General features: G+C 69.0%; 19 protein-coding genes and 7 pseudogenes. 13 read left to right on the forward strand and 13 right to left on the reverse strand.

Annotated elements, in window-relative coordinates; all coding sequences use genetic code 11:
• Positions 1–26 precede the first annotated feature (26 nt).
• Positions 27–1,625, reverse strand: coding sequence for a helix-turn-helix transcriptional regulator (locus ACZ7L9_RS32740; protein WP_471420964.1), 1,599 nt, complete (start codon positions 1,623–1,625; stop codon positions 27–29).
• A gap of 330 nt (positions 1,626–1,955) precedes the next feature.
• On the opposite strand from ACZ7L9_RS32740, the gene ACZ7L9_RS32745 reads away from it, so the two are divergent.
• Positions 1,956–2,483, forward strand: a complete 528-nt coding sequence (locus ACZ7L9_RS32745; protein WP_471420966.1) for a hypothetical protein — start codon at positions 1,956–1,958, stop codon at positions 2,481–2,483.
• 177 nt (positions 2,484–2,660) lie between these two features.
• On the forward strand, positions 2,661–3,179 hold the full coding sequence (locus tag ACZ7L9_RS32750; protein ID WP_471420968.1) for a hypothetical protein: 519 nt from the start codon (positions 2,661–2,663) through the stop codon (positions 3,177–3,179).
• Between the two features lie 30 nt (positions 3,180–3,209).
• On the opposite strand, the gene ACZ7L9_RS32755 is transcribed toward ACZ7L9_RS32750, so the two are convergent.
• Entirely contained in the window at positions 3,210–4,286 is a 1,077-nt protein-coding gene (locus ACZ7L9_RS32755; protein ID WP_471420971.1) for a protein kinase family protein, read from the reverse strand.
• Between the two features lie 233 nt (positions 4,287–4,519).
• On the opposite strand from ACZ7L9_RS32755, the pseudogene ACZ7L9_RS32760 reads away from it, so the two are divergent.
• Positions 4,520–4,738, forward strand: a pseudogene (locus ACZ7L9_RS32760) (Tn3 family transposase); the annotation flags it as partial.
• A 108-nt stretch (positions 4,739–4,846) separates the two neighbouring features.
• Positions 4,847–5,680: a hypothetical protein gene (locus ACZ7L9_RS32765; protein WP_471420973.1), complete on the forward strand. Its 834-nt coding sequence runs from the start codon at positions 4,847–4,849 to the stop codon at positions 5,678–5,680.
• A gap of 536 nt (positions 5,681–6,216) precedes the next feature.
• On the opposite strand, the gene ACZ7L9_RS32770 is transcribed toward ACZ7L9_RS32765, so the two are convergent.
• The gene (locus ACZ7L9_RS32770; RefSeq protein ID WP_471420974.1) at positions 6,217–6,690 is read right to left on the reverse strand and encodes a nuclear transport factor 2 family protein; all 474 of its coding nucleotides are present in this window, start codon (positions 6,688–6,690) and stop codon (positions 6,217–6,219) included.
• A gap of 191 nt (positions 6,691–6,881) precedes the next feature.
• Between ACZ7L9_RS32770 and ACZ7L9_RS32775 the strand changes: the two are divergent.
• A pseudogene (locus ACZ7L9_RS32775) lies at positions 6,882–7,340 on the forward strand (sigma factor); the annotation flags it as partial.
• A 46-nt stretch (positions 7,341–7,386) separates the two neighbouring features.
• On the opposite strand, the pseudogene ACZ7L9_RS32780 reads toward ACZ7L9_RS32775, so the two are convergent.
• The 3 genes and pseudogenes from ACZ7L9_RS32780 to ACZ7L9_RS32790 form a co-directional block, all read right to left on the reverse strand.
• A pseudogene (locus tag ACZ7L9_RS32780) lies at positions 7,387–7,794 on the reverse strand (IS200/IS605 family accessory protein TnpB-related protein); the annotation flags it as partial.
• Positions 7,787–8,206 (reverse strand): recombinase family protein, encoded by a 420-nt coding sequence (locus ACZ7L9_RS32785; protein WP_471420976.1) that lies wholly within the window; start codon positions 8,204–8,206, stop codon positions 7,787–7,789. The pseudogene ACZ7L9_RS32780 and the gene ACZ7L9_RS32785, both read right to left, overlap by 8 nt.
• A gap of 98 nt (positions 8,207–8,304) precedes the next feature.
• The gene (locus ACZ7L9_RS32790) at positions 8,305–8,877 is read right to left on the reverse strand and encodes a dihydrofolate reductase family protein (RefSeq protein ID WP_471420979.1); all 573 of its coding nucleotides are present in this window, start codon (positions 8,875–8,877) and stop codon (positions 8,305–8,307) included.
• A 618-nt stretch (positions 8,878–9,495) separates the two neighbouring features.
• Between ACZ7L9_RS32790 and ACZ7L9_RS32795 the strand changes: the two are divergent.
• Positions 9,496–9,885, forward strand: a pseudogene (locus tag ACZ7L9_RS32795) (transposase); the annotation flags it as partial.
• Between the two features lie 6 nt (positions 9,886–9,891).
• On the opposite strand, the gene ACZ7L9_RS32800 reads toward ACZ7L9_RS32795, so the two are convergent.
• Positions 9,892–11,019 carry a PP2C family protein-serine/threonine phosphatase gene (locus ACZ7L9_RS32800; RefSeq protein WP_471420981.1) on the reverse strand — a complete coding sequence of 376 codons (1,128 nt, stop codon included), beginning with the start codon at positions 11,017–11,019 and terminating at the stop codon, positions 9,892–9,894.
• A gap of 199 nt (positions 11,020–11,218) precedes the next feature.
• Between ACZ7L9_RS32800 and ACZ7L9_RS32805 the strand changes: the two genes are divergently transcribed.
• From ACZ7L9_RS32805 to ACZ7L9_RS32815, 3 genes and pseudogenes are all read left to right on the forward strand, one after another.
• The gene (locus ACZ7L9_RS32805; RefSeq protein WP_471420983.1) at positions 11,219–11,482 is read left to right on the forward strand and encodes a hypothetical protein; all 264 of its coding nucleotides are present in this window, start codon (positions 11,219–11,221) and stop codon (positions 11,480–11,482) included.
• 349 nt (positions 11,483–11,831) lie between these two features.
• Positions 11,832–12,374: a carbonic anhydrase gene (locus ACZ7L9_RS32810; protein WP_471420985.1), complete on the forward strand. Its 543-nt coding sequence runs from the start codon at positions 11,832–11,834 to the stop codon at positions 12,372–12,374.
• An 898-nt stretch (positions 12,375–13,272) separates the two neighbouring features.
• Positions 13,273–13,482, forward strand: a pseudogene (locus ACZ7L9_RS32815) (NF041680 family putative transposase); the annotation flags it as partial.
• A 415-nt stretch (positions 13,483–13,897) separates the two neighbouring features.
• On the opposite strand, the gene ACZ7L9_RS32820 reads toward ACZ7L9_RS32815, so the two are convergent.
• A complete protein-coding gene (locus ACZ7L9_RS32820) occupies positions 13,898–14,476 on the reverse strand; it encodes a TetR/AcrR family transcriptional regulator (RefSeq protein ID WP_471420987.1) in 579 nt (192 codons plus the stop codon).
• A gap of 81 nt (positions 14,477–14,557) precedes the next feature.
• Here ACZ7L9_RS32820 and ACZ7L9_RS32825 point away from each other — a divergent pair, with 81 nt between their 5' ends.
• Positions 14,558–15,634 (forward strand): FAD-dependent monooxygenase, encoded by a 1,077-nt coding sequence (locus tag ACZ7L9_RS32825; RefSeq protein WP_471420989.1) that lies wholly within the window; start codon positions 14,558–14,560, stop codon positions 15,632–15,634.
• Positions 15,635–15,882: 248 nt separating this feature from the next.
• Here the strand turns inward: ACZ7L9_RS32825 and ACZ7L9_RS32830 are convergent, their stop codons facing one another.
• Positions 15,883–16,449 (reverse strand): DUF5958 family protein, encoded by a 567-nt coding sequence (locus tag ACZ7L9_RS32830; protein WP_471420991.1) that lies wholly within the window; start codon positions 16,447–16,449, stop codon positions 15,883–15,885.
• Positions 16,450–16,589: 140 nt separating this feature from the next.
• Between ACZ7L9_RS32830 and ACZ7L9_RS32835 the strand changes: the two genes are divergently transcribed.
• The gene (locus ACZ7L9_RS32835; protein ID WP_471420993.1) at positions 16,590–17,114 is read left to right on the forward strand and encodes a hypothetical protein; all 525 of its coding nucleotides are present in this window, start codon (positions 16,590–16,592) and stop codon (positions 17,112–17,114) included.
• 36 nt (positions 17,115–17,150) lie between these two features.
• Here ACZ7L9_RS32835 and ACZ7L9_RS32840 read toward each other — a convergent pair whose 3' ends face one another.
• From ACZ7L9_RS32840 to ACZ7L9_RS32850, 3 genes and pseudogenes are all read right to left on the reverse strand, one after another.
• The gene (locus tag ACZ7L9_RS32840; RefSeq protein ID WP_471420995.1) at positions 17,151–17,600 is read right to left on the reverse strand and encodes a hypothetical protein; all 450 of its coding nucleotides are present in this window, start codon (positions 17,598–17,600) and stop codon (positions 17,151–17,153) included.
• Between the two features lie 333 nt (positions 17,601–17,933).
• Positions 17,934–18,170 carry a hypothetical protein gene (locus ACZ7L9_RS32845; RefSeq protein ID WP_471421021.1) on the reverse strand — a complete coding sequence of 79 codons (237 nt, stop codon included), beginning with the start codon at positions 18,168–18,170 and terminating at the stop codon, positions 17,934–17,936.
• A gap of 354 nt (positions 18,171–18,524) precedes the next feature.
• Positions 18,525–18,908: pseudogene (locus tag ACZ7L9_RS32850) on the reverse strand (hypothetical protein); the annotation flags it as partial.
• A 1,057-nt stretch (positions 18,909–19,965) separates the two neighbouring features.
• Between ACZ7L9_RS32850 and ACZ7L9_RS32855 the strand changes: the two are divergent.
• Together ACZ7L9_RS32855 and ACZ7L9_RS32860 are read left to right on the forward strand one after the other, a co-directional pair.
• Complete coding sequence (locus ACZ7L9_RS32855) at positions 19,966–20,631, forward strand: hypothetical protein (protein ID WP_471420997.1); 666 nt, start codon at positions 19,966–19,968, stop codon at positions 20,629–20,631.
• Between the two features lie 219 nt (positions 20,632–20,850).
• Positions 20,851–21,723, forward strand: a complete 873-nt coding sequence (locus ACZ7L9_RS32860; RefSeq protein ID WP_471420999.1) for a DUF6207 family protein — start codon at positions 20,851–20,853, stop codon at positions 21,721–21,723.
• A 697-nt stretch (positions 21,724–22,420) separates the two neighbouring features.
• Here ACZ7L9_RS32860 and ACZ7L9_RS32865 read toward each other — a convergent pair.
• Positions 22,421–22,713, reverse strand: a pseudogene (locus ACZ7L9_RS32865) (protein kinase domain-containing protein); the annotation flags it as partial.
• Positions 22,714–23,409 lie beyond the last annotated feature (696 nt).

The following is a 23,409-nucleotide window of genomic DNA, read 5'->3' on the forward strand; positions in this document are numbered from 1 at the left end:
CAGGTCGCGCATGTGTGGGGCGGTGATCAGGACGGCTCGCCGTATCCGTTCTGGTGGGCCCAGGCGACGGCTTCGGCCCGGGTGCGGGTGCCGATCTTCGCGAACAGGTGGTTCACGTGGGTCTTGACGGTCGACTCGCCGATCAGCAGGCGGCGTCCGATCGCGCCGTTCGACAGTCCTTGCGCCATCAGCCGCAGGACGTCCGCTTCCCTCGCGGTCCCGCGGGCCCCGGCCCTGAGGGCGTCGAGGATGAGGGGTTCCTCGGCGTAGGTGGTGAGGACGACCACGGCCGTGTCCGGGTGCTCCGTGGTGATGCGTCTGGTGGCGGCGATCCCGTCGGTGCCAGGCATGTTGAGGTCCATCAGGATCGCGTCGGGCCGTAGGGCGGCGACCCGTTCCAGAGCCTGCTGCCCGTCGGCGGCGCCGCCGACGACCTCGATGCCCGGCATCAGGTCGAGCAGCGTCATCAGACCCTCGCGGACGACCTCCTGATCGTCCGCGACCACGATGCGCAGATTCACGCGCCCACCTCCGCTTGAACGGTCCAGCCCTGAGATCCGGGGCCGGCGGAAAGGGTTCCCCCCCACCAGGCGCAGCCGCTCGCGCATGCCGGCCAGCCCGTAGCCGCCGGACCCGTGTGGATCTGCAGTCGGTTCGGCGCGGGCGGGCAGATCGGAGCGGACGGTCAGCCTCACTCGGGTGTCCTCGTAGGCCAGGGTGAGGTGGACCTCCCGGCCGGGTGCGTGCTTCGCGGCGTTGCCCAGGGCCTCCTGCGCGACGCGCAGCAGGCACAGTGACACGTCCTGGGGCAGCGGGCGCACCGTGCCGGTGACCTCGGCGTGCACCGCGCCGGTGTGGCGTTCCCGGAAACCGTCGGCCAGGGCGCGCACGGCCTCCGGCAGCGGCGGGGTGTCCGCCCGCAGTGCCGTGATCGCGCGGCGCGTCTCGGTGAGCCCTTCCACGGCGATGCGGCGGGCCCTGCGCACCATCTCGGCGGCCTGCCGTGTCTTCGGGGGATCGACCTCCAGAAGCGCGTCCACCGTCTCCAGCTGCACCGAGAGCGCGCCGAGGGAGTGCGCGAGGACGTCGTGGATCTCTCTGGCGATGCGGGCGCGTTCGTCCAGGGCAGCGGCTTTCTGCCGCTCCGCCTGCATCTGCCGGTTCTGATCGAGCAGGAGCTGCGCCTGTCGGTGCTGGATGCGCGCGCTGCGGAGTGTCAGGCCGATCAGGTAGATGGTGATCAGCGTCACCGTCCAGATGGTCACTCTCCACCAGTCGGCCTCTGTCGCTGCGGCCAGCAGCTTCCCGCACGCCACCGTCAGCACCCCGGTGGCGAGCAGGCCCGCGCTGGCGAGGACGGACACATCGGCGGCCGTGGCCGTGATCGCCGCAAACAGCAGCGGTGCGGCTGCTGCCGCGAGCGGCGGCGCCCAGGTCACCACGAGGCCCTCCGCCGTCACGGTCACCCCGAGCAGCAGGAACCACCACACCGGCCGGGACGCAACATCAGGGCGCAGGGCGGCGCGGCCGGCGGCCAAGCACCAGAGCGCGTACGCGACCCACCCCGCGAGTGCCACTCCGCCGGCGACGGGCGGCTCCACCGTGCCCGCCAGCCAGGCCCGCACTCCAGCCGCTGCCGACGCGCCAGCAGCACCAGGCCGAGCATCGAAGCCCTGACCGTCACCGAACGCCCGCCCTGCCCGGCCGCTTGCAGGGCGGCCCGGCGCGGCCAGCCGCCGGGAAAGAACGTGGTCAGGCGCATACGGCCACCATGCCACGACTCCGATCGCCGCTCCGGCAGCCCGGGGCCGTTCCCCGGCGAAGGGGGGTGGACAGGGGTGGAGGAGGGTGGAGGCCGCGGCTCTCCACCCTCCTCCGTCACCGAGCCGATGTGCGCGCACTCCGGATTCCGGAAGCTCGAAGAGTCACCCCGTTCACCATCGGAGGCACCTTTTATGAGCCTGTCCAACGCCCTCGTCGTCAATGCCGTCGTCCTCGCCGCCGTCCTCTTCTCCGACCTGGGCCACCGCGCGTTCGACAGCAAGAGCATCAGGCGGTCCCTCATCATCTGTGCCGCCGTCGTCGCGCTCTTCGTCAGGGACTTCTACACCAGCGGGACCGGGCTGGTAGTGCAGATCGTCGGCGCGGCCGCCGGAGTCCTGATCGGTCTGCTCGCGGTCAGCCTGATGAAGGTGACCAAGCACCCCGACAACACCGTCCACACCACCGCCGGAGCCGGCTACGCCTCGGTCTGGATCTCCATGGCCGTCATCCGCTCCCTGGCCTCCATCGGCCTCACCTACTGGTTCGGCACGGCCGTGGGCACCTGGCTCGTCAAGCAGGGCGCGGCCCTCGCCGACGTGCAGGGGATCATCACCAACTTCTTCGTCTTCATGGCCGTCACCGCGGTGATCACCCGCTCCCTCGCCGTCCGCGCCCGCGCCGCCGCCCTCACCGCCCCCGCCCCGGCAGCCCTCGGCTGATCGTCCGTCGGCAGCGTGGCAGTGCCAGGACCAGGGAGACCTGCAGAGGCGCAGGGCCGCTGGCGGCTCTGCTGAACCGGGCCCCCAGGTCGAAGTCGGCCGCCGGCCGCTGTCGGTCTATGACGAGCTGACCGGCACCCGCCCCTTCACCACCCACTCGAGTACGAAGGAATCGTTTTGAGCGATCTCGTCTCCACCCGCGTCCGCAGCACGGCCGCCCAGCTGGGCCTGCACCACCTGGCCGAGGCCCTGACCCAGTACGCACAGCGGGCTGACGAGGCCAAGAAGACTTCATCGACCTGGGCCTGTCCGAGGAACTCGCCGTCCGCAGCGCCGGAGTCGACGCCGCACCGAAGCGATCCCCCGCAGCCAGAACGGGAGTTGACCGGCATACTCGGCAACCCCGACAACCTCCGCCAGACCGCCACCCGCAAGAACGCCGCCGCCCGGACACGCGCCGAGAAGGGCCTGCGGGAGATGATCCACCGCGGACAGCCCATCCCCTTCCGCGGCCTCGCCCAGACCGCCGACGACTCGCCCAGTAGCGTTCTCACAGCCCAGCTCGCCGAACTCAAGCGGCGGCGCCGCGACGAGGTCCAAGCCCTGCGGCAGGCCGTCGAAGCCGCCCGGAGCGAGAACCTCGAACTACGACGCCGCCTCGGCCCCCGGCACACCACCCATCCCGAGACGTCCTGACGGCGATCTTCTGCGGCGGATCCGGCCTCATCAGGGCGCCGCGGCCTCAGTGCTCCAGGCCCGCCCGATCTCGGTGGCCGGAAATGGCGTCCGCTTGCTCTCGGTGAGCAGACGGCGGGCGAATTCGCCCATGACCGCGGCGGCTCGGGCATGCCGGTCGACGATCGTGGTGATCTCGCGCGGGACGCCATCGGGCCGGTGGCCGGCGATCCACTCGCGCAGGAACGCCTCGTGTTCCATACCGCCGCACAGCCCATCGGGCAGGTGGTGGCGGAGCAGATGGCTCATGGTGTGGCAGCGGTCATACGCGAGATGGTCGGAGAGGAACTCCGCCTCGGCCGCTGACAGTTCGAAGCCCGAGCTCAGGGCGAGTCCGAAATCCGCGAAGTACAGCAGTCGACCATCGGTCAGGACATTGGCGAAGTGGGCGTCGAAGTGGACGAGTCCGTGCGAGCTCATGAAGGCGGTCCCTCGCGCCAGGGCCTCCTCCACCCACAGGTACGGCGAGTCCTCCCCGCCCTCCGGCGCGGCGTTCCGGTAGTCGTGCAGCCAGTCGCCGAGTGTCTGCGGGACGTGTTCCAAGAAGAGCACCAGGCTGGATGACGAGCGGCCGATGGCCTCCAGGCGCTCGCGCACGGCCGATGAGCCCTCCCAGTGCGCGACGGCCCCGTCGATGCCCCCGAACTCGTCGGCGAACCCTTCGGGAGGGGTGTCGGGCAGGATGCGCGAGTGATACATCAGCGGAAAGCCCTCGTACTTGTTCCCGAGGACCCAGTTGGTGGTCATGACGTGCACCGCCAGCTCTCGCCAGGCCCCGAACCCGGCTGAGCCCACCCCGTACTGGTAGAACATCGGCAGTCCGAAGAGGTTCGCCGTCGACCGCGCGTTCTCCGGCCGCAACTCGGTGTCCGTCAGGGGGACCCGCTTGACGAACACCCGCGCGCCGTCGATGTCCAGTTCCGCCGACCTGCCGCCGATGCCGGACCCGAGCGGGGCGGCAGCGGCCACGACCTCACCGAGCCGGCGGTCGCTCAGCAGAGACAGACGCGTGGCCACATTCCCATACGCGGCGAGCCGCGCGGCATACCGCGGGTCCGGGTGGTGCATCGACGACTCCTCGGTGCCCCGAACCAGGGCGTCGGTGATCTCGCGGACGTGCTCGACCCTATCCGCCAGGTCTGCCCAAGGAGCAGGTACACGAAGCCGTCCGGCGCGATAGCGCTGCCTCAGACCATGACGTGCCCCGCCGCGAGACCTCCTGACACCGATCTCTCACGGACACGACCGCAAACGTTCTACCTGCACGAACACCCGTCATCCGCCTGTCTGCCCCGGATGCACTGTGCAACACCCGGTACATCGACGCCGCTCTCGCCCAGCTACGCGCCGAAGGCCACGAGATCCGCGACGAGGACATCGCCCGGCTCTCCCCGCTCAAGCACCGCAACCTCAACGTACTCGGCCGCTACAGCTTCACCGTCTCCACCCCGGCCGGCGGCGGCCTGCGGCCTCTGCGCGACCCGGACGCCGCCGGACTCGACGATGACGAGGAGGAGTAGGGGGCATCAGCCGGCCAGCGGAACGAGAACGCCGCAGTTGGCCCGACCAGCCAGGTACGCGCTCGGTAGCCGGTGGTGCCGATCCGTAAGGTCCCGTACGGTCGGTTCGTGGTGATCAAATTGGGCGAGCCGCGCAGGCTCGGTGGCCCGGCCCCAGAGGCGCGGTTGCGCTTCGAGGCGGAGCAGCGGGAGACCGGGGGCGGGCCGGGACGCAGGTTGCTCGTGGTCGACGGGGAACCCGCCTTCGAACTCAGCTTCTGGTGCGGAACATGCCCGTTCCTGTTCCGCAGGTTGGAGACTGCCCGGCAGACGCTGTCGCTGGAGAGCGTGCAGGAGCAGCTCACCGGCGCGCTGGCCGATCCGGACGACGGCGGTGTGATCGATGCGTTCGGTGCGTTGCTGCCGGAGGGTGAGTACCTTCCGGTGCTGCTCCGCGTGGAGCCCCGCCTGGTCGTCCCCGGCCAGGAAGGCGACTACTTCAGCGGCGAGCAAGTGGCCACGTGGGGGCTCGACCAGTTCTGGGGCCTCCCGGAATACCCGCACACGCCGTACTACCGGACCTTCGAGACCACCGTCGACGCGTCCGCTCACCTCTATGAGTTCGTCGTGCCCATGGTTCCCCCGACGTGGAACGCGAGGGAGCGCGTCGCGGAATACGTCGAACTCATGGGCCGGGGAACGATTTCGACGGCTGTGGCGGTCTCGACGCTGGACGTGTGCGAACCCGCCCTCGACCTGTCGGCCGACCACTACCGGCACTGGGGCCTGACACACTTCCTCCTCGACGGCCACCACAAATTGGAGGCTGCGGCCACAGCTGGCCGCCCGGTGCAGCTCCTTTCGCTCCTGGCCCTGGGTGAGGGCCTGGCAGAATCTGAAGACTGTGCACTGCTGCCTGCCCTGCGCACTCAACTCCGCTCGGCCCGAACGACCGGCACCTGAATGGTCCGCGGGAACCGGCACGGTGCGGGCCTTCACCTCGTCGATATGGGTGTCCCGGTCGCCTTCTGGTCTGCTGGTGTCGACCAGGGACGACGGAAAGTGCCCGTCGCTGTCCATTTGATCGGCGCCGACGACGGCGGCCGTCCCTCCGCCGGGACCGCCGACGAGACGCACGTTCTGCAGGGAGAGCCGAGCTGGATCGCGTTGTTGGCCAGCTCGGCAACCTGGGCGTCGGCGTTGCCGGCGTCCGCGGCGGCATGAGCCGTGACATAGGCATAGCCCGCGGCCGGATCGCGTGCGGCCGTCGGCGTTGAGGTCCTCCTCGATGCCGGACAGCCGCAGCGTCTCGCCGGCCCCGATGAAGACCGACACGCCCTCCGGAATCAGCTCACCGACGCGGCCGCGCGCGGCGGCCGCGTCGTCCAGGATCTCGACGGCGAAGCCGTGCTCCCGCAGCGCTGCGGCCGCCTGCTCGAGCCGCGGCGCGGGCGCCGGCTCGGCGAAGTCCGCCGCGGTCGTCATCGTGGTCGGCGTGCTCATGCTTCCTCCTGCTCGTGCGGGGTCTGGCCGGTCGGCGCGGGCGCGGAACCGCCGAGCGGGGTGGTGTCGAGGTATCTGACCTCGTAGACCCGCTCGGCGAACCGCCAGCCCTCGGGGGTGCGCCGGTAGGTGTCGTGGTAGACGGCGAAGTTCTGTCCCTCGAGGCCGGTGCGGAGGCGGGCGAGCTCGTGCATGAAGGCCCGGCCGGTCGCGGTGTCGCCGTCGATCACCACCGCGCCCGGATGCGTGTTCTGCACGAAGAAGTCCCATTGGGCCTGCAGCCGCTCGCCGCCGGTGCGGATCTCCTCCCGGCCGGTCAGCTCGATCGGAACGTTGGGCATGCGCAGCACGCCGTCCTCGGTGAACAGCGCGGCCAGGCGGGCGCGGTCCCGCATCATCGCAGCGTCGGTGAACTCGGCGCGCAGCGCGTCGATCTCGACGCGGTCCGCGACAGCTTGAAAGTCGGTCATCGTTGTCCTCCTGCTGTGGATGGCGTACTCGTCTTCATCACTTCGACCATGCAGCCGCTCGGAATGTGACGTGGCGCGGCCGGCCGGGGCTCGACCTCACATTTCGGCGGCCTGTCCGGTCGAAGACGGTGGGTGATCGGATACGAGCGAGATGCGGGGACCGGGTGCGCGTGAGCGGCGAGGACGTGGTCATGGACGAGCGGCAGCGGCTGATCAACCTGGCGTACCGGTTGCTCGGCTCGCTCGCCGACGCCGAGGACGTGGTCCAGGAGACCTACGTCCGCTGGTACGCGTTGACCGATGCGCAACGGACGGACATCGAGGTCCCGGCCGCCTGGCTGACGACGGTGGCCAGCCGCGTCTGCCTGAACCTGCTCGGTTCGGCGCGGGCCAGGCGGGAGACGTACGTGGGCGAATGGGTCCCGGAGCCGCTGCCCGAGCCGGCCGAGTGGATCACCGGCGGAGCGGCCGACGGCGGCATGGACCCGGCCGACCGGGTCACCCTGGACGAGTCGGTCAGCATGGCCTTCCTCGTCGTGTTCGAGTCGATGACCCCGGCCGAGCGCGTCGCGTTCGTCCTGCGCGACGTCTTCCGCTACCCCTTCGCGGACGTCGGGCTCTGGGCGGTGCGCAACCCGGACAAACTCCGGCCGTGGACGACTCGCTGAGCCGAGCGCGCTGTGGCCCGCGTCCGCGTCCGGGGGGGCGGACACGTAGGGCGCGGTCCCCGGTCGGCAGGGACAGGCGGTGCGCGATGGTCTTGATACCGGCTTCCAGGCTCTGGATGTGCGCAAGCCGGCAGCGCCGTGCGAGTACCCACTGATCATGAGTGGCCTTCGTGACCGCGCCGGCCAGCCGCGAAGAGGAGACCGCTGTGAGCTCACGCTTCCGGGCTGCCCACGTGTCTGCGGAATGCTCCATGCCCTGCTCGCACCGCACCCGCAGGTCTCGCGCGGCCGGCGTGCCCATATGGTCACCCACCAGCCGCAGCATCTTCTCGTCCGCAGGCGACAGCCGCAGCCGGTCCCGTATCGCCACACCACAGGGGCCAAGGGCCACGAACGGTTCGGCGATTGCCTGCAGCTTCTTCTTGGAGTCAGCCATGCTCAGCCGCCTCCAACGGCTCGGTGTTCATCCGCCCGAGCCGGTCCCGGTGTTCCACCACCACGGTGGCCACCCCCGGATCCGCCGGCAGACGACGGGCCTTGACACGCGAGCCGTTCATGCCCGGGGCAACCTCGGACTCCCCCCGCACTACACGATGCCGACAACGCGCAGCCCACTGCGTCAACCGCGCCACCTGCCGCTCCAGATCCGCCTTCTGGTCATACGAAGAAACACGGGCATACAAGCCCAGACCATCAACGGTATCCGGAGCAGCGTTCGCCTCCATGTTGACCAGGATCGTGCGCGGCCCCACACGAGTAGCAGGCACCGGCAACGTCCCCTCACGAAACCAGCGATACGCCTTATGGGGACTGATCCCCTGCGCCCTCGCCCACTCCGTAAGGTTCATGAGGTGAACGTACGATCAACACGCATACAGCTGTGCACACTTATACACAGTCAAACGACAACAGCTCAACACCCCTCTTGGCCGAGTGCGGGAGCTTGTCAGCGGACGACGTCGAACACGTTCTTCTGCAGGCCGTTGGCGTAGGCCTCGTGCTCGACCAACTTCAGCTTCTGGGTGTCCTTGTCCGTGGCGCTGAACAGACGCTTGCCCGCGCCGAGCAGGAGCGGGAAGACGAGCAGGTGGTAGCGGTCGATCAGGCCGGCGTCCGAAAGGCTCTGGTTCAGGGCGGCACTGCCGTGGACGATGATCGGGCCGCCCTCGGTCTGCTTCAGCGCGGCGACCTCGTCGAGCGAGCGCAGGATCGTGGTCTCGCCCCAGTTCGTCGCCAGGTCGTCCTCGGTGAGCGTGGTGGAGACGATGTACTTCGGCATCACCTTGTAGTCGGCGAAGTCCGCCATGTCGGGCCACACCGGGCTGAAGGCCTCGTAGCTGGTCCGGCCCATCAGCATTGCGGTGGCTTCCTTCTGCTCGCGGCCCTTGATGTCGAATGCCTCGGAAAGGAACTCGACGTCCTTGAAGGTCCACCCGGAGTTCCGGTAACCGGGCTCACCGCCTGGGGCCTCCATGACGCCGTCGAGTGAGATGAAGGCAGTGCTGATCAGGGTACGCATCTAAGGTTCCTCGGTGTCTCGTATCTGGTTCTCAGCAGGTCAGGTCGGTGCACGCTTCGACCGAACTCGCGGCTGCGGCGCACCATCCATGATCTCTGACTGCAGACCACGAAGAAACTCATCGACCCTCGCCCGATTCTTTTCCGGCGGCTTCGACCACCGGATCATCTCGGGCAGCCGCACACGTGCGCGGCTGCAGGACCCACCATCAGCGCAACAGCGACGAGCGACGCATGACCCCGCCCCAACCGGTAATGCGGCATCTTGATGCAGTCGGGCTCGGTGATCCAAACGAAACGGCCCAGCCTGCGCGTTTCATCCGAGGTCGCGTCCGGATCGTGATCGAAAAAGTCCCGCCACGTCGCAGATGTACGACGTTAGTACTCCAGTCTGGTTTCGTGATCCTGCCTTGTGACTGAGCGCTTCACCTGGCGAGTGAGCAGTCGACTTGGCCAGACTGAGCGCTCCAGGTGGCGGACAGATCAGAGGGCTGGTTTCTGACCCACGGGGTCTGCGCGGAACCGGTACCGCGCATATGACGGCTGGTCCTGCGCCTCCGGCCGGGCACGTGCTGCGGGGCCGGCTTGGCTGCGGGCTGGACCAGACACCCAGCAGACCAGCGTCAAGACCTCCACTGGCGTCCTCGCTTCCACCCAGGGCACCGATGCCGGAAAGAAGATCGTCGGGCGGAAGCGGAGCATCGTCGTCGACACCATCGGCCTCCTGCTCGCGGCGCTCGTCACCGCGGCGAGCGTGCAGGACTCCGTGGCAGGCACCCAACTCCTTGACCAGGCCGCCGCCGAACACCCCAGCATCCGCAAGGTCTGGGTCGACGGTGGCTACCGCCAGCACCTCGTCGAGCACGCAGCCGAACTCGGCATCGACATGGAAATCACCGCCCACACCCCCGGGACCAGGGGCTTCACCCCCATTCCGAAGCGATGGGCGGTCGAGCGGACCTACGGCCGGCTCATGCTCCACCGCCGTCTGGCCCGCGACCACGAAACCCCGATATCAGCGGCCCTCTCCGGCTTCGCGTGGACAATTTCTCCCCAGGCGCTGGCCGGGGTGTCCGGTGGGCGCGCGGCGGATGGCGATGAGGGCGACGTCATCGCCGAGGTCTCCGCCGGTGTATGCGACCAGGTCGCGCTCGATGTGGTGCAACAGGACCTCGGGAGGGCTGTCGGTCCACTGGGCGGCGCGTTCCGCGAACGGGTAGAAGGTGCCGTCGTGATCACGGGCCTCGATGACACCGTCGGTGTAGAGGAGCAGGGTGTGCCCGGAACCGAAGGGCAGCACGTCAAGGGTGTAGTCAGCGGGGTCCGTCATACCGACACCCAGCGGGGGTGCGGGGCGCAGGTCCGGGACGGTCACCGCGTTGCCCGGACCGAGCAGCAAGGGCGCCGGGTGGCCGCAGCTGGTCATCCGGATGACGGGCTCCTCGTCGGGGATCTCCAGCAGAAGGGCGGTGACGAAGCGTTCCCCGGCCTCGTCCTCCGGCGCAAAGTCGGCCAGGTGGCGGGCAACGCTCCGCTCCAGGGCGGCGGCCAGGTCGGGCAGGGCGGCATGCTCGTGGGCGGTCTCGCGGAACGCGCCGAGCAGGAGGGCAGCCTCACCGATGGCGGGCAGGCCCTTGCCCCGCACGTCACCGATCATCACCCGGGCCGCGCTGTCGGTGCGGGCCGCGGCGTACAGGTCTCCGCCGATCACGGCCTGGTCCTCGGCGGCCAGGTAGAGGCAGGCGAGCTGCAGCGGGCCGAGCCTGCTCGGCAACGGCCACAGCAGGACGTGCTGAGCGGCCTCGGCCACCGACCGTACCTGGGCCAGCTCGCGGCTGCGCCGATCACGCACCACACAGAAGAGCACGACCAGCGCCGAAAGCAACGCTATGGAGAGAGCCTGCACCAGCGAGTTCCGCGAGGTGAGCACACCGAAGCGCCAGCCGATGAACCCCTGGGCCACCACCGCCAGAGCCCCGATGCCGCCCGTCGTCCAACGCCCGGCGCCGAACCACGCGGCGATCGCGGGCGCAATCACCAGCAGCGGACTGAGGACAATGTCGACCGGGATCACAGCATCCGCAACCGTGATCACCACGATGAGCGCGACCGGGATCACCAGCGACGGCCACGGCTGCCTCATGCCGGCAAAGCGCCGCCTGAACATGCTCCTACACTGCACCCTCCCGCAGCGGCCAGCGAGAAGAGCCGGCCGCAGGCGGGCATGGTGCACGCCCAAGCCCCCTCGGGATGGGTGCTGCAGAAGCTGAGCGACGGCCGCGTCTGGGCCCGATCCGTCCTGCACGCGCACGACGAGGCACCGCAGAGCGCGCCGCCGCTCGATGTGGAGCGCGCCCTGGATACGGCGGAGCACCCCCGGCACCCGGCTGTGCACGCTGTGCGGGTACGGCGTCGGCATCAACCGCGAGGTCTTCTACAGCAACCGCGCCGCCCCCCCCATTTTCAAGCAGCTCTTCTTGGACAGCCGCAGCGGCATCCAGGAGGTCGTCGAGGCTCTTCGGAGCGATTCAGCTATCCGCCGCGCGTGTGGAGACGAACACGTGAACCGCCGCTTTCAGGATCTGCTCGACATCGTGAGCAGCTGATCCGGAGCCGTCCTCGTGGAGTCCTGGGCGCAGCTCGCGGTGTCTTCGAGGGAGGGGGCGGCCAGCCGCTGTTGAGCTTCCTCTAGGACGACGGGGCTGGGGCGCAGGGTCCGAGGCATACGCCAGCGCGCACGGCCGAATCTCACAGAAGTTGAGCCAGAACCCCCTTGGCGGGCGAGCCCGCCTGGCGCATGCTCCCCTCGGGGGCGATGGTGGCGCCTAGGACGGCTTGCTGCCGCCCGCCTGCGGCTCATGGCCGAACGGGCCGGCTCGCGCATCGCGGAGATCGACGCCACGCACGCCGGCTCTCACAGCCCTGGGCCGCCACCGCCTCCTGAAGGAATCAGCCATGTCGAACTTCGCCCCGTACCTGGAGCGCAACCAGGCTTTCGCGGCCTCCGGTGCCCAGGCCGACGTCCCCCAGCTCCCCTTCATCCCCTTCAAGCAGCTGTACCTGATCACCTGCATCGATCCACGCGTGGAGCCCGCGGCCGTGCTGGGCGCCCGGCTCGGAGAAGCGATCGTCGCACGTAACGTCGGCGGCCGCGTGACGCCGGCGGTCATCAAGGACCTCGCCTGGATCGTGCACCTGCACGAGAACAAGACCCCCGACGCGGACTGGTTCGAGATCGCTGTCATCCACCACACCGACTGCGGCTCGGGACTGCTCGCCGACGACGGTCTGCGCGCCGGCTACGCCGCCCGCGGAGGCTGGGACGAACAGACCTCCTTGGAGATGGCCGTCCTGAAGCCGTCTGAGACGGTCCGGAAGGACATCGCCAAGCTGCGCGCGGCACCCGAGCTCGCGCCGGGCATCGGCAATATCAAGATCGGCGGCTACGCCTACGACATCGGGAACGGGAAGATCACCACCGTCGTGCAGCCCGGCTGAACAGGACATGGTGCCGGCAGGGCCGGCCCGGCAACGAGACGGAAGCAACTACCGCCGGATCGAAGTCCAGCAGCAGGACCTGGTCGCGCTCCATCCAGGACTCGTACCCGCTATGCCCGCCCATCGTCGCCGACCACCACAGGCCTGGCGGGTTCCGCTGCCGACGATACGACGCGAAGGCGGATGTCTCACCGCCTCGGAAATCCGCTCGGCGGCACGCAGCAGCACAAGGCACAGTGACCGCATGAACAGCGGTCCCCCGTACGCTCCCCGCCGTAGACTTATCAGGGAGCTTGGGCCTTGCCAGACGTCCAGTTCAGGCGGGCCCCGCGAGATTGATCCCGCCAAGGGCGGCGGGATTGGATTTTCCCACGGCTCCAGCCATTGCGGGCTCTCTCCAATGAGCGGAAGCCTCTGCCTCGCTTTGTGAGCGGTGGAATCCCCTCAGGAAGGACGTGGGCCAGATGAGCCACCTTGTGAGCCAGGTGCCCGTCAGTGACATCACAGTGGCCGCTTCGGCTGTGCGCTGGATTTTCCCCCTCGGTATAGCAGTGGTCGTAGTCGCCGTTCTGCTTGGCCTCGTCTGGTGGGACGCGCGCCGTCGGTCTCGGGCACGACAGCAGGGACCACGGGCCGAACGTTCCTCCCGAAGCAGCGAAAACTTGAGGGCTGCAGATGATTTCGGAGAAGGTCTCAGCCCATATGAGATCAACCGGCCCTCTTCGCCAAGGGACGTGCCCAAGGATGACAGCGGTGGGTCTTTTGGCAGTGGAGGACCCGGCGGCTGACGGGTCGGCGAAATCGGCGGCGCTTGTCGAGATCACCGCGCGGTCGAGATCTGCTTTCGATACATGCCCTGGCTTGATCTTTAACCTCGGAGTTCGAACGGCTCCTCGTACTTGATCACTCGGACTCCCTGCCGGTCATCGAAGGCACCGTCATCCGCCTGCAGGTCGAGCACCTGCCCAGCGGCGCGACGCCAAAGCCGGTCTGGCTCTGGTGGTCGGGCGTCAACGCCACCGCAACCGGGGTCGACCTGCTCAGGCAGGCATTCCTGCGGCGCTTCGACATCGAGCACACCTTCCGCCTCTTCAAGCAGACCCTGGGATCTGCCCAAAAGCCCCTTGCCAGGGCCTGGCCCTCTACCACGCCCCGGACCTCCTCCAACACCTTCTGTCTGGCCACCTGGACCGGCACCTGCCCCGCCTGCCGACGACCCACCCCATGGCAGACCTACGACACCACCCAACAAAGCACTACCAGGCCCTGTCCTGTCGATCTTCGCGGGCCCGGAACGCCTGGCACGGCACCTCGCCGCGTTGTCGTCAGTCGCCCGAGTACGTCCAGTACGAGGACGATCCACCGCCTTGCGATGCACCGCACCGGACGCCCCGGGCCGATCCATGAAGATCGACAGGACAGGACCTGGGCAAACATCGAAAGAAGAAGGCCGCGCCAGCACGCCCGGGAGGGGCGGACCGGCGCCGGGACCGGCAGTCTTCGGCAACAGCTCAGGCGCTTCGTCAGCTCTGCCGATCCGGTGCGGCCGGGGGCAGGAACGCGCTGAGCACCGTGCGGATGCCGGGTTCGGGGTCGAACTCCGCCTCTGGCATGGCGACCTGATGGAAGATCAGGCCATCGAGGTAGTCGAAAAGGATCCTGCAGTGCTCCCGCGGTGCGGGCGACCCGAGGTCCGTCAGCCACTTCGAGGTCAGTTCGATCAACGACTCGCGCGCGCGGCTCAGCGGCCCGCGCACCGCGGGGCGGACGATGCCCTCGAGCGTCAGCGCGTAGCGGGCGGCGGTGCGGTGCCGGGCGGGGCCGAGCACGTGCTGGACCGTGCGGGCCAGGGCGCCGGCCAGAGCCTCGGGGTCGCCGTCCACCGGGGTGGCCGCGAAGCGCTTCCAGTCGCGGGCATCGAGCGCCTCGAGGTGGGCCACGACGCCCGCCACGAGGAGGTCGCGGCTGCGGAAGTGGTTGGACGTGGTGCCGGCCGGCACCACGGCCGCCTTGTCGACGGCCTGGTATGTCAGGCCGCGGAGGCCGCCGGTGCCCAGCACCTTCACGGCCGCGTCCAGCACCTGATCGCGCCTGCCTGGCATCCGCGCCCGTCTCTCCATCGACCTGCGGTTTCCTTTACTATAAACATAGTGCTTCTACTACAAACATAGTAGCGTGGTGGCATGCGCAGAAAAGCGATCATCGTGGGCGGCGGCATCGGGGGCCTCGCCGCCGCCGTGCACCTGCAGGCCGACGGCTGGGACATCGAGGTCCACGAACGCGCCCCCGCGCCGCCCGGCACCGGCACCTCGCTCGGCCTGTGGCCCGGCGCGCTGCAGGCGCTTGACACCCTCGGCCTCGGCGACACAGCCCGCCGGCTCGCCCGGCCGACGGCGTACGGCACCTTCGTACGCGCCGACGGCGGCCTCATCGGGAACGTCGACATGGCCGCCCTGCGCCGCCGCACCGGCGACGCCGTCCACGTGACCGCCCGGCCCGCGCTGCTGCAGACGCTGGCCGCCGCGCTCGCCGACGGGGTCGTGCGCTACGGCTCCGCGGTGACCGACGTCCGCGAGCTCACCGGCTACGACGTGGTCATCGCCGCCGACGGCCTGCGCAGCCGGGCTCGCACGGCGCTCTTCGGTGACGCGCACCGCCCCCGCTACTCCGGCGTCACCGCCTGGCACGGCACCGCCGACCTCGACACCGACGGGATGACCGAGACCTGGGGGCGGCGCGCCCGCTTCGGCGTCATCCCACGCGCAGGCGGCCGCACGAACTGGTTCGCCTGTGCCCCGGCAGCCGAGCGCGTGCCCGTGCCGGGCGGCGATCTGGCAGCCCTGCAGGTGTGGTTCGGCGACTGGCACCCCGGCGTGCGCCGGGTCCTGGACCACCTGGCGCAGACCGGCGGCACGGGCGTGCAGCGCAACGACCTCTACGACCTCGCCACGCCCCTGCCGAGCTACGTCAGCGGCCGCATCGCCCTCATCGGCGATGCCGCCCACGCGATGACCCCCGACCTCGGCAGGGGCGCGTGCGAAGCGCTCGTCGACGGCGTCACCGTCGCCCGCGAGCTCACCGCACGCGCGCGCGTCGAAGACGCCCTCGCCGCCTACGACGCGGCCCGCCGCCGCTCCACCCAGCGGCTCGCACGCGCCGCCCGGCTGATGAACCGCGCGGTGCACACCCCGCGTCGGATCGCGCCGGTACGGAACGCGGCCATGCGGCTGTTCCTGACCATCGGCAGGCCACCTGCCTGACCCCCGCCAGGCGCATCCTGCATCACCGCCTCCGAGCCAGGGCCCGCGGCTGCCGCAGGCCGATGCCTACGCGGACGTCTGGGAGCTGCCATCGGGGCGACGGGCCGCTGCCCGCCCGGAAGGGCCGGCCAACGTCGAACTGGCCAAGCGGGTCGGCCTGAGCACGCCTTGATGCCTCCGGTACCCGTCATCCACCGATGTGGGCCCGGGGCCGCAATACGTCACGTGACCCTTCGTCATCTCGTTGATCACGCGATGGTTTTTTTCATGGCTCCCCGCCGGTGCCAACTGGTGCCACTCATGCCGCACCCTCCGGCGCAGAACCGTTCCCGTCGCCGCGCGTCCGCCAGGCTCAGGACCCGGACCAGCAGGCGGAAGGCCTGGATCCGCTCGTGCTGTGGGGCCGGGCCTGCGACCTTTCCCAACTGATCGTCGATGTGTCCGCACGTAACCAGAACCGACGGAGTGCGAGTCGGCCGGAGTCCGGACCGGCAAACGCCCTCCACGGCGTCATCCCTGGTGGCACGGGCCTGGATACAGAACTGGCACAGGTCCCGTAGGGCAACGGACTGCTCCTCATCAGACAGGCTCTCGAACCGTTCGAGACCCTGTGACAACGGACGTAGGACTGGGAGCCGAAGCCGCGGACTACCAGGACCGGGATGCCGTACTCGGCCAGCCGGCCGGTGAGGAGCTGCCGGAGGGTGTCCTTCTCCGCCGCGATGTACACCGCCTGCTGCTGTCTGCCCGACAAATAAATAGCAAGAGCAGGAGTGGACGGGGCGAGTAGCCGCTCGCCGGGCCGAAGCACGCAAGGAGCGAAGGATGAGCTGTCTGACGCAGGACCGACGGGTATCCCATTGCAGAAGCGGTGCACGGATCTTCCAGGCAGCACACAGTGCGAGGCGGTCGCACGTCAGGAAAGATAGTCATCGGGAAGCATCAGGAGGTCCGGATGCGCGAGAACGCGGAACAGCGTGAATGCGACGAGCGGGATGAGTGGCGGCCGGGGCTGATGAAGCGGTGGCGGGAGACGCTGGATGAGCACACCACCCCCACCCAACGATCGCTGCTCGCGACCTGGCTCTCCTTCGGCGCCACGTTCGGCGGGGCCCGCTTGATCACCCACGGTATCCGCAGCGGCCGACTGTACTGGGGGAATGTCTCTGCGGGCGGGATTCATCTGCACCATTACAACTTCGGTATCGCCACGCTGGCCGGGGTCGGCTTGGTCGCCGTGCGAGGTGACGCGCAGTACGTCGGCCATCCGGGTGTTGGTGCGGCATACGGCGCCGGAGCGGCGCTCATCGCCGACGAATTCGCCCTCCTCCTGGATCTAAAGGACGTCTACTGGGCCAAACAGGGCCGGATCAGCGTCGACATCTCGCTCGGGATCATTTCCATCCTCGGCCTCTACCTCTCCGCCGCCCCGTTCTGGCACGAACTGACCAAGGTCACTCGCCAGCACGCCCGGAGGTGACACGACTTCAGGGACTGGCCTGAGGCCGCGTGTGCGCTATTCGGACCGGCGGCGGATTGAGGAGAGCAGGCGGTGCATGCCGACCACATGTCCACCTGTTCCTATGACGAGCCGTCGGTAGAAGCCACCAGCAAGGCCGGGGAAGGCCGCCCGGCTCTCGGCGCGCAACCGTGACCGGCCCGGGCCAACGTGCTCAAGGCGGAAGAACAAGGCATAGGTCGAGAAGCGGTGGGTCCCTTGCAGGACCAGCTCACGTCCCGGAACCGCGGCGACCACCCGAAAACCGGGCAAGGTCGAGCCCTCGGCAAGGGGCCTCGGCCCGGACGCCGTGCGGTCGACAGCCCCGACCAGCCGCACGTAACCGGCCATACTGGGGCGCGAGAAGGCCCCGTCCAAGGCTTCACCCAGATGACACCAGACATCGTCGGTCCCCGCCGCGATGGCCGTCGCATGCTCATCCACAAACGGCAGCGAAGTAATCTCCATCAAAGCCCTCCCTCAGAGGTTGCCGCCCCGCGCTCCTGGAGCCGCCGGTCAACAGCCCGTCACCACCTCCGCCGGCAGCACGGACGGTAGGCGGCACCACAGGGCCAGTACAGCACCCCCAACTTTCCCGCCTGGGTCGGCCCCTGCCGGCGAGGCGAACCCATTGAAGATCGTGGCCGTGACGTGGAGGTGGAGGTGGAGGTGGCCGCACGGGTTATTCGGTTGTAAGAACGAAATGGGCCCGTGCGGCCTTGTCGTGGGCGGTCCGGCTCCGGTGCGCTACCTCCCCGGCGCCCCGAAGACCGCACGAATCGACCACACCGGGAGACACATTCAGAACATCGTGCTCCTTCTCTCGATCGGCAGCCTGTTCACGACCATCGCGATCTGGAAGCTCGCCACCGGCCGTTGAGCGCGCCGAAGTCGACCCTCTTGACCAGCAGCTTGAGAAACGGCCGCACAGTGCCGAAGCGGTTGACCCGCGTCGGAGTCCAGCGGCGGGGTCAGCTTTGCGGCAATCGCGGCAGCCAGCTCGTGGCGCGGCAACACCGCCTCGATCTGCTCCCACATCGCGGCCAGGGTCACCAACACCTTTACCGGCTGATGGACTTCATCCCGTCAGGACCGACAAAGGACAAGCTCAACTCCTGGACCGAAGTGCGCAAGCACCTGCCATGAGACACCGTTCACGGCGCTTGAGGTGGCCGACCTCGTGCGGGCCTTCGTCGACACGGTGCTCGCGGTGCAGGAGGGCCGGCCTTCTCCGGGCGCCACCACGGGCGCGGGGTGACCGGCACACGGCGGGTGACCAGGCATCGCGTGCATGAGCATCCGGCCCTCGCAGATACGCGAGCAAGCCCGGACCAGCTGGTCCTGACTGGCCAGTTGAGCGGAACGCATACCTCAACGACTGGTCGGCAAGAGTCAGGCAGGGCTTCGCGGTGCGATCAGCCGGTTGGTCAGCTCCACTGTGGCCAGGTACCACCGGAAGATCCAGTCGAGGAACGCTTCGTCGTACTCGCCTTGCTGGCCAGCATTGCGGTGGCACAGGTCGAAGTGGTTGGCGATCAGGAACAGAGCACCTTCGTCCTGCTTCAGAAGGTGCTCTTTGATCAGGGCGCGCCGGTCCTCGAGGATGCGACCGAGGTTGAAGATCGCCGGTCTCTTGCTGTCGACCGAAGTATCTCGTCCGCGGAAGAGCGCGATGGTGTGGCGAACGCCGGCGGAAACGTCGGGCGGGCTGTCTTTGAGGGCGCGGTGTACCAGTCGGCCGTGGGCATCGTCGGTGACGGCAACCAGGCGCCCGACCCCAGCTCTCCGGAGACAGGGGCCACAGGTTGGGTAGGCCCAGCCGCCGGAGGCCAAACGGGCCCACTCCCACACGCAGGAGATCGGCTCCTGCCACGTGTCCCTCATCGCCCGCCCTGACGCCGTGGCCGACCTGATCCTCCAGGGTGCCACCGCGGCTGCGGGCGGCTCCTGACACCGATGCGGCCGTCAAGCAGCTCGCCGCCGGCGGGCTGCTCGCCCGGCTCTCCCCGCTCCAGTACGACCACATCAACTTCAGCCTCGGCCGCTACGCCTTCACCCGGCCGGCCGCGCCGGGCCTGCGGCAGCTCCGTGACCGCACACCGACGATGAGGACGACGACGGCGGGCAGGACTGAGCGTCAGGCCCCGGCCAGAGCGCTGATCGGCTTGCGCGCCACCGCCTTCGTCAGTCGCGGTATGGGGCGACGGCGGCGAGGACCAGGCGCTCAGCACCCCTCAGCGGGCGGGCGTCGCCGGTCCCGCCGCAGTGCGCGCACCGTCCCGAGCGGGCTGTCCCCCGGGCGTTCCGATCGTGGGGGCGGCGCCCAGCAGGGAGGCAGGTCAGCCCACGCAGATGGTCATCGTGCGCGGACAGGTCCTGGCGCTTGCCCGCTCGGGTCCTCGGGACGGGGCCCAGGCCGCGGCGGGTGGGCCGTGCCCGCCGGCATTGGTCACCGTCCGGCCTGGACGAACCCTGCTATGCGCGATCACGTTCGTCGGACAGCCATGGTTCACGTGACCTCCTTGGAACCTACGACAGGCCACATGTCAAGCAGCGACTTGCCGACACTTTCCAGCGCCCCACCGCCACAGCGGGTGAGTAGGTGTCAGAAGATCACCTGCAAGGGCTAATTGTCGTTCAATCTCCCAAATTCAAGGCGGTTTTGACGGTTACTCAGCTCCTCTTCGGAGCGGCGTAAAGGAGCTCTACGTACCCGATCAGCCCCACGAAGCCGGGGTTCGATATGACAGCAATAGGGGGCGTTAGTACGTTCAATCACGCACCGGCTGTCACAGCGGGACTGTCTCTGAGTCTGAGAAGGAGAACAACCGACATGATCATGACCCGTTCCCAAGCGATCGCCACGGCCGTCGCGGCCGCCGCGGCACTGACCGCGACCGGCATCACCTACGCCACCGCCGCCCCCACCCCCCAGGCCCAGGCCCAGGTGGCCCCGGTCGCCATCCCCGCCCAGGCCCCCATGGGCGGGGAGGGCGGCAACTCGGGCAAGGGCAACGAAGGCAAGGGCAACGAAGGCAACGAGCGGCGGGGCAACGAGCGCGAGGGCCACGAGCGCGAGGGCAGGCGCCACCACGAGGAGGGCAGGATCCACATCAACGAGCGCGAATACTCCGGCCGCCCCGACGGCTGCATCACCGTCGTCAGCGGCCTGGGCGCCAGGAGCTTCAACATCCGCAACGAGAGCCGCAACGAAGTCGAGGTCTTCCGCGGAGCCGTGTGCGACAACGGCGCCCCCATCGCCACCGTCGGCCCCCGCAGCTCCGCCAACAACGTCCGCCCGGGCAAGGACGAGGACGAGAACGAGAACTTCGAGAAGGGCGAGCACCACGAGAAGAAGCACCACGAGATGAATGGCGGCGTGAAGGTCAAGAACGGAGTCATCGCCAGCTTCCGCGTCATCAAGCGCCACCACGGCGAGAGGGGCGAGGGCGGCGAGGGCGGCGACTTCGGCGACTTCGGCGACTTCGGCGACTACTAAAACCAGCAACCGCCCGACGCGCATGCTGGAGGACTCCGGCCCGCCGTAATCGGGCCGGGGCCCTCCGGCCAGGCGCACAACACAGAATCCCGGCCCGCCGTAATCGGGCCGGGATTCTCGTCTGCCCCCGGGCCAAGGATATCCCTTCTCGGAACATCCAGCTCGGGACCGCGGAGGTGCGTGGAGGCGTCGACGAGGGCGGTATACAGCCGTACAGGCATGGAACCGATCCACGCGCAGCACGTCAGCGAGCCCGGGCTCGCCGTCCTCGACATCACCGCAGCCGACGAAGCAGCCGCCCACGCGGTCATGACCGCACTCGAACAGCAGTGCCACTACGGTGCCGAGATCCTGCCCTTCCACGACCGCGAACCGCTCCTGATCGAGGGCCCGATCGCGGTCCTCAGGCCGGCGGCCGAGGGGGCCGGCCTCGAACTGAGGTTCACCGAGGTGGAACTCGACGACTTCACACTCGGCTGGGTCAAAAGGCAGGTGCTGGCGCTCTACTCTGGCTCCCTCCTCATCACCGCGCAGCTGGCCGCTCTGCCCGTGCGGGGCGGCCCTGTACCTCTCAGAAAGGCGCAGATGAGCTGGTCAGGGCACTGGCATGGGTACGGACCGTGGTCCGGACCGTCATCCGTGTACGCGCGAGAAGGAGGCCGCCGACCTCCTCACCCCAATGGGCCGCCCGTACCGACAAACCCCGAGGACAACAAGCAGCAACAGGTCCTCGATCGCTACCGCGAAGCCGCCGAGGAGTTCCGGACGGGCAACATGCCGCCCACCATGACCGGCTATTGGCTCCTCAAGAAGAACCAGGTCTCACCTGACCGAACCTGGGCCGATATGGGCATCGCACTCGCCTGGCTGACGAAACAGTACGAGGAGAGCCCGCCCTTCGAACGGGCGGACGGGCTCCGGGCGTACTGCGGTATCGACAGCAAGCTGGAATACGCCACGGACGTGCTGCCCCGCGGCGTCGATGTCAGCTGGGTCTACTACACATCCTCGAAGAGTCTGATCTCGTTCTCCGTCGCGTGCTGCCCGAACCGGTTCCATCCCGAAATCCCCTGCCCCCTCCCCACGGAGTGACGGCGAATTCGTCTCGGCTCGGCTTGGCGGTTGCCCCCGGCACGATCACTTCTTGTCGGGGACAGGCGCCACATGCTCAGTAGGGAACCGTCCCGCACCAGGTCTCCGCCCAGGCGGAGGCTCCGTACTTGTTGGCCGCACGCACCGCGACGCAGATCTCGTCGCCGGAGTACGGGCCCTGGATCGTGTAGCTGGTGTTGCCCGTGGAGTAGACGGTGTCGACGTTCTTCTTTGTGAAATTGCTGCCCTTGTTGGTGTAGTGGATGTCGTAGCGGGTCGCTCGGGACAGCGCTGACCAGCTCACCTTGAGCGGCATGTTGCACGCGCCGACGCAGGAGTTGGTGTACTCGACCTTGTAGCCCTTCATGGCGGGCGGCGCGGAGCCCGTGGACGAGCCGCCGGAACCGGACGAACCTCCGCCGCTCGTGCCCGAGGCGCCGGTGGAGCTGCCTGAGCCCGAGGAGCCGGTGGACGAGCCGCCGGAAGCGGACGAACCTCCGCCGTCCGTGCCCGCGGAACCCGAGGACGAGCTGCCGGAAGCGGATGAGCCACCCACGTCCGAGCCCGAGGAGCCGGACGACGGCCCGCCGGAAGCGGCCGCACTCCCACCGGGCGCCTCCGTGCTCCCGCCGTACGCCTTCTCCTTGGGCCTGCCCTTGTCGTCCCCGCCGTCCTTGCCCTTCCCCGCATTGGAAGGTGAACCGATGGGCAACGGGCCGTGCCGCCGTACGACTTGCTCCAGCGAGAGACCAGGCACATACCCGGTCGCCACCCACGAGGCTCCTCGTCGGGCCCGGCTTCGAGCACCGGCGCGGTGTACCGCTCGGCGACCCGCCCCGCCGCCTCGATCTCTCGCCGGAACCGCTCCCTGAACCGCTCGTCGGACACATGCTCCTCGTGCACCACCTTCACGGCGACGGTGCGCCCGCTGTCCGACCGCGCGAGGAACACCCGCCCCATGCCGCCCGCACCGAGCCGGCCAAGCAGCAGATGGCTCCCCGAAGTCGTCCCGACTGGTCATCCGTGCAACGCCGTTGAGAATAGGGGCATTGATGTTCCGGTGAAGTCCAGGCCGTGCGAGACGGCCGGGACGCTTCTGCCCCCGCGCAGCAGCACCGGGGGCCGGGCCGGGCGAGAAGGCAGCCCGCATGGGGCGCCACGTTGACGAGCAGCGGCGCGCCGGCCTCCGTGCGGCGGCCGGGTCCGGTGCATGAATCATGCCCTCGGCCGCCCTGGTGACCGCGTCGGGCCGACTGGTGACCGCTTCGGCCGTGCGCCGGGGCCCGCTGACGGCGGCGACGCCGCGCCCGTCAGCGACTGTGGACGGACAACCTCCTCGCGGGGCTGTGGCCCGCCGCGTACTCCGGTGCCGCCGGCCCCCGGCCAGTACCGGAGCGATCGTGCGGGGCGTCGGACCGCCCAGGCCCCACCAGGCACCCGAGGACGCGAGGGAACCCGCCCACCCCCAACGGACCACGCCCCCAGAGACGTGCCGCCGAACGGGACGCGAAAGCGGCAACTCAGCGCATCCAACACCGTTCGGGATGCGCCCAGTACACATCAGTGGGTCCAGGACCCACTCCTGCACACTGGCTAGTGTCCTGCGCCGGAGATCCGTCGTTAGTTCCTGTATGAGTGTTTCTGCGGGTGTGCCCGCACCGCGTCGTGGTCCGAAGCTGGAACCGT

Source organism: Streptomyces sp. NPDC111516, assembly GCF_055635345.1.

Bases quoted from the DNA above. Each gene is read 5' to 3' on its own strand.
- ACZ7L9_RS32860 (WP_471420999.1), top strand. From the start codon at position 20,851: ATGGAACCGATCCACGCGCAGCACGTCAGCGAGCCCGGGCTCGCCGTC.
- ACZ7L9_RS32770 (WP_471420974.1), bottom strand. From the start codon at position 6,690: ATGACCGACTTTCAAGCTGTCGCGGACCGCGTCGAGATCGACGCGCTG.
- ACZ7L9_RS32800 (WP_471420981.1), bottom strand. From the start codon at position 11,019: ATGAGGCAGCCGTGGCCGTCGCTGGTGATCCCGGTCGCGCTCATCGTG.
- ACZ7L9_RS32840 (WP_471420995.1), bottom strand. From the start codon at position 17,600: ATGGAGATTACTTCGCTGCCGTTTGTGGATGAGCATGCGACGGCCATC.
- ACZ7L9_RS32855 (WP_471420997.1), top strand. From the start codon at position 19,966: ATGATCATGACCCGTTCCCAAGCGATCGCCACGGCCGTCGCGGCCGCC.
- ACZ7L9_RS32745 (WP_471420966.1), top strand. From the start codon at position 1,956: ATGAGCCTGTCCAACGCCCTCGTCGTCAATGCCGTCGTCCTCGCCGCC.
- ACZ7L9_RS32805 (WP_471420983.1), top strand. From the start codon at position 11,219: ATGTGGAGCGCGCCCTGGATACGGCGGAGCACCCCCGGCACCCGGCTG.
- ACZ7L9_RS32845 (WP_471421021.1), bottom strand. From the start codon at position 18,170: ATGTGGGAGCAGATCGAGGCGGTGTTGCCGCGCCACGAGCTGGCTGCC.
- ACZ7L9_RS32825 (WP_471420989.1), top strand. From the start codon at position 14,558: ATGCGCAGAAAAGCGATCATCGTGGGCGGCGGCATCGGGGGCCTCGCC.
- ACZ7L9_RS32755 (WP_471420971.1), bottom strand. From the start codon at position 4,286: ATGCACCACCCGGACCCGCGGTATGCCGCGCGGCTCGCCGCGTATGGG.
- ACZ7L9_RS32835 (WP_471420993.1), top strand. From the start codon at position 16,590: ATGCGCGAGAACGCGGAACAGCGTGAATGCGACGAGCGGGATGAGTGG.
- ACZ7L9_RS32810 (WP_471420985.1), top strand. From the start codon at position 11,832: ATGTCGAACTTCGCCCCGTACCTGGAGCGCAACCAGGCTTTCGCGGCC.
- ACZ7L9_RS32785 (WP_471420976.1), bottom strand. From the start codon at position 8,206: ATGAACCTTACGGAGTGGGCGAGGGCGCAGGGGATCAGTCCCCATAAG.
- ACZ7L9_RS32820 (WP_471420987.1), bottom strand. From the start codon at position 14,476: ATGCCAGGCAGGCGCGATCAGGTGCTGGACGCGGCCGTGAAGGTGCTG.
- ACZ7L9_RS32790 (WP_471420979.1), bottom strand. From the start codon at position 8,877: ATGCGTACCCTGATCAGCACTGCCTTCATCTCACTCGACGGCGTCATG.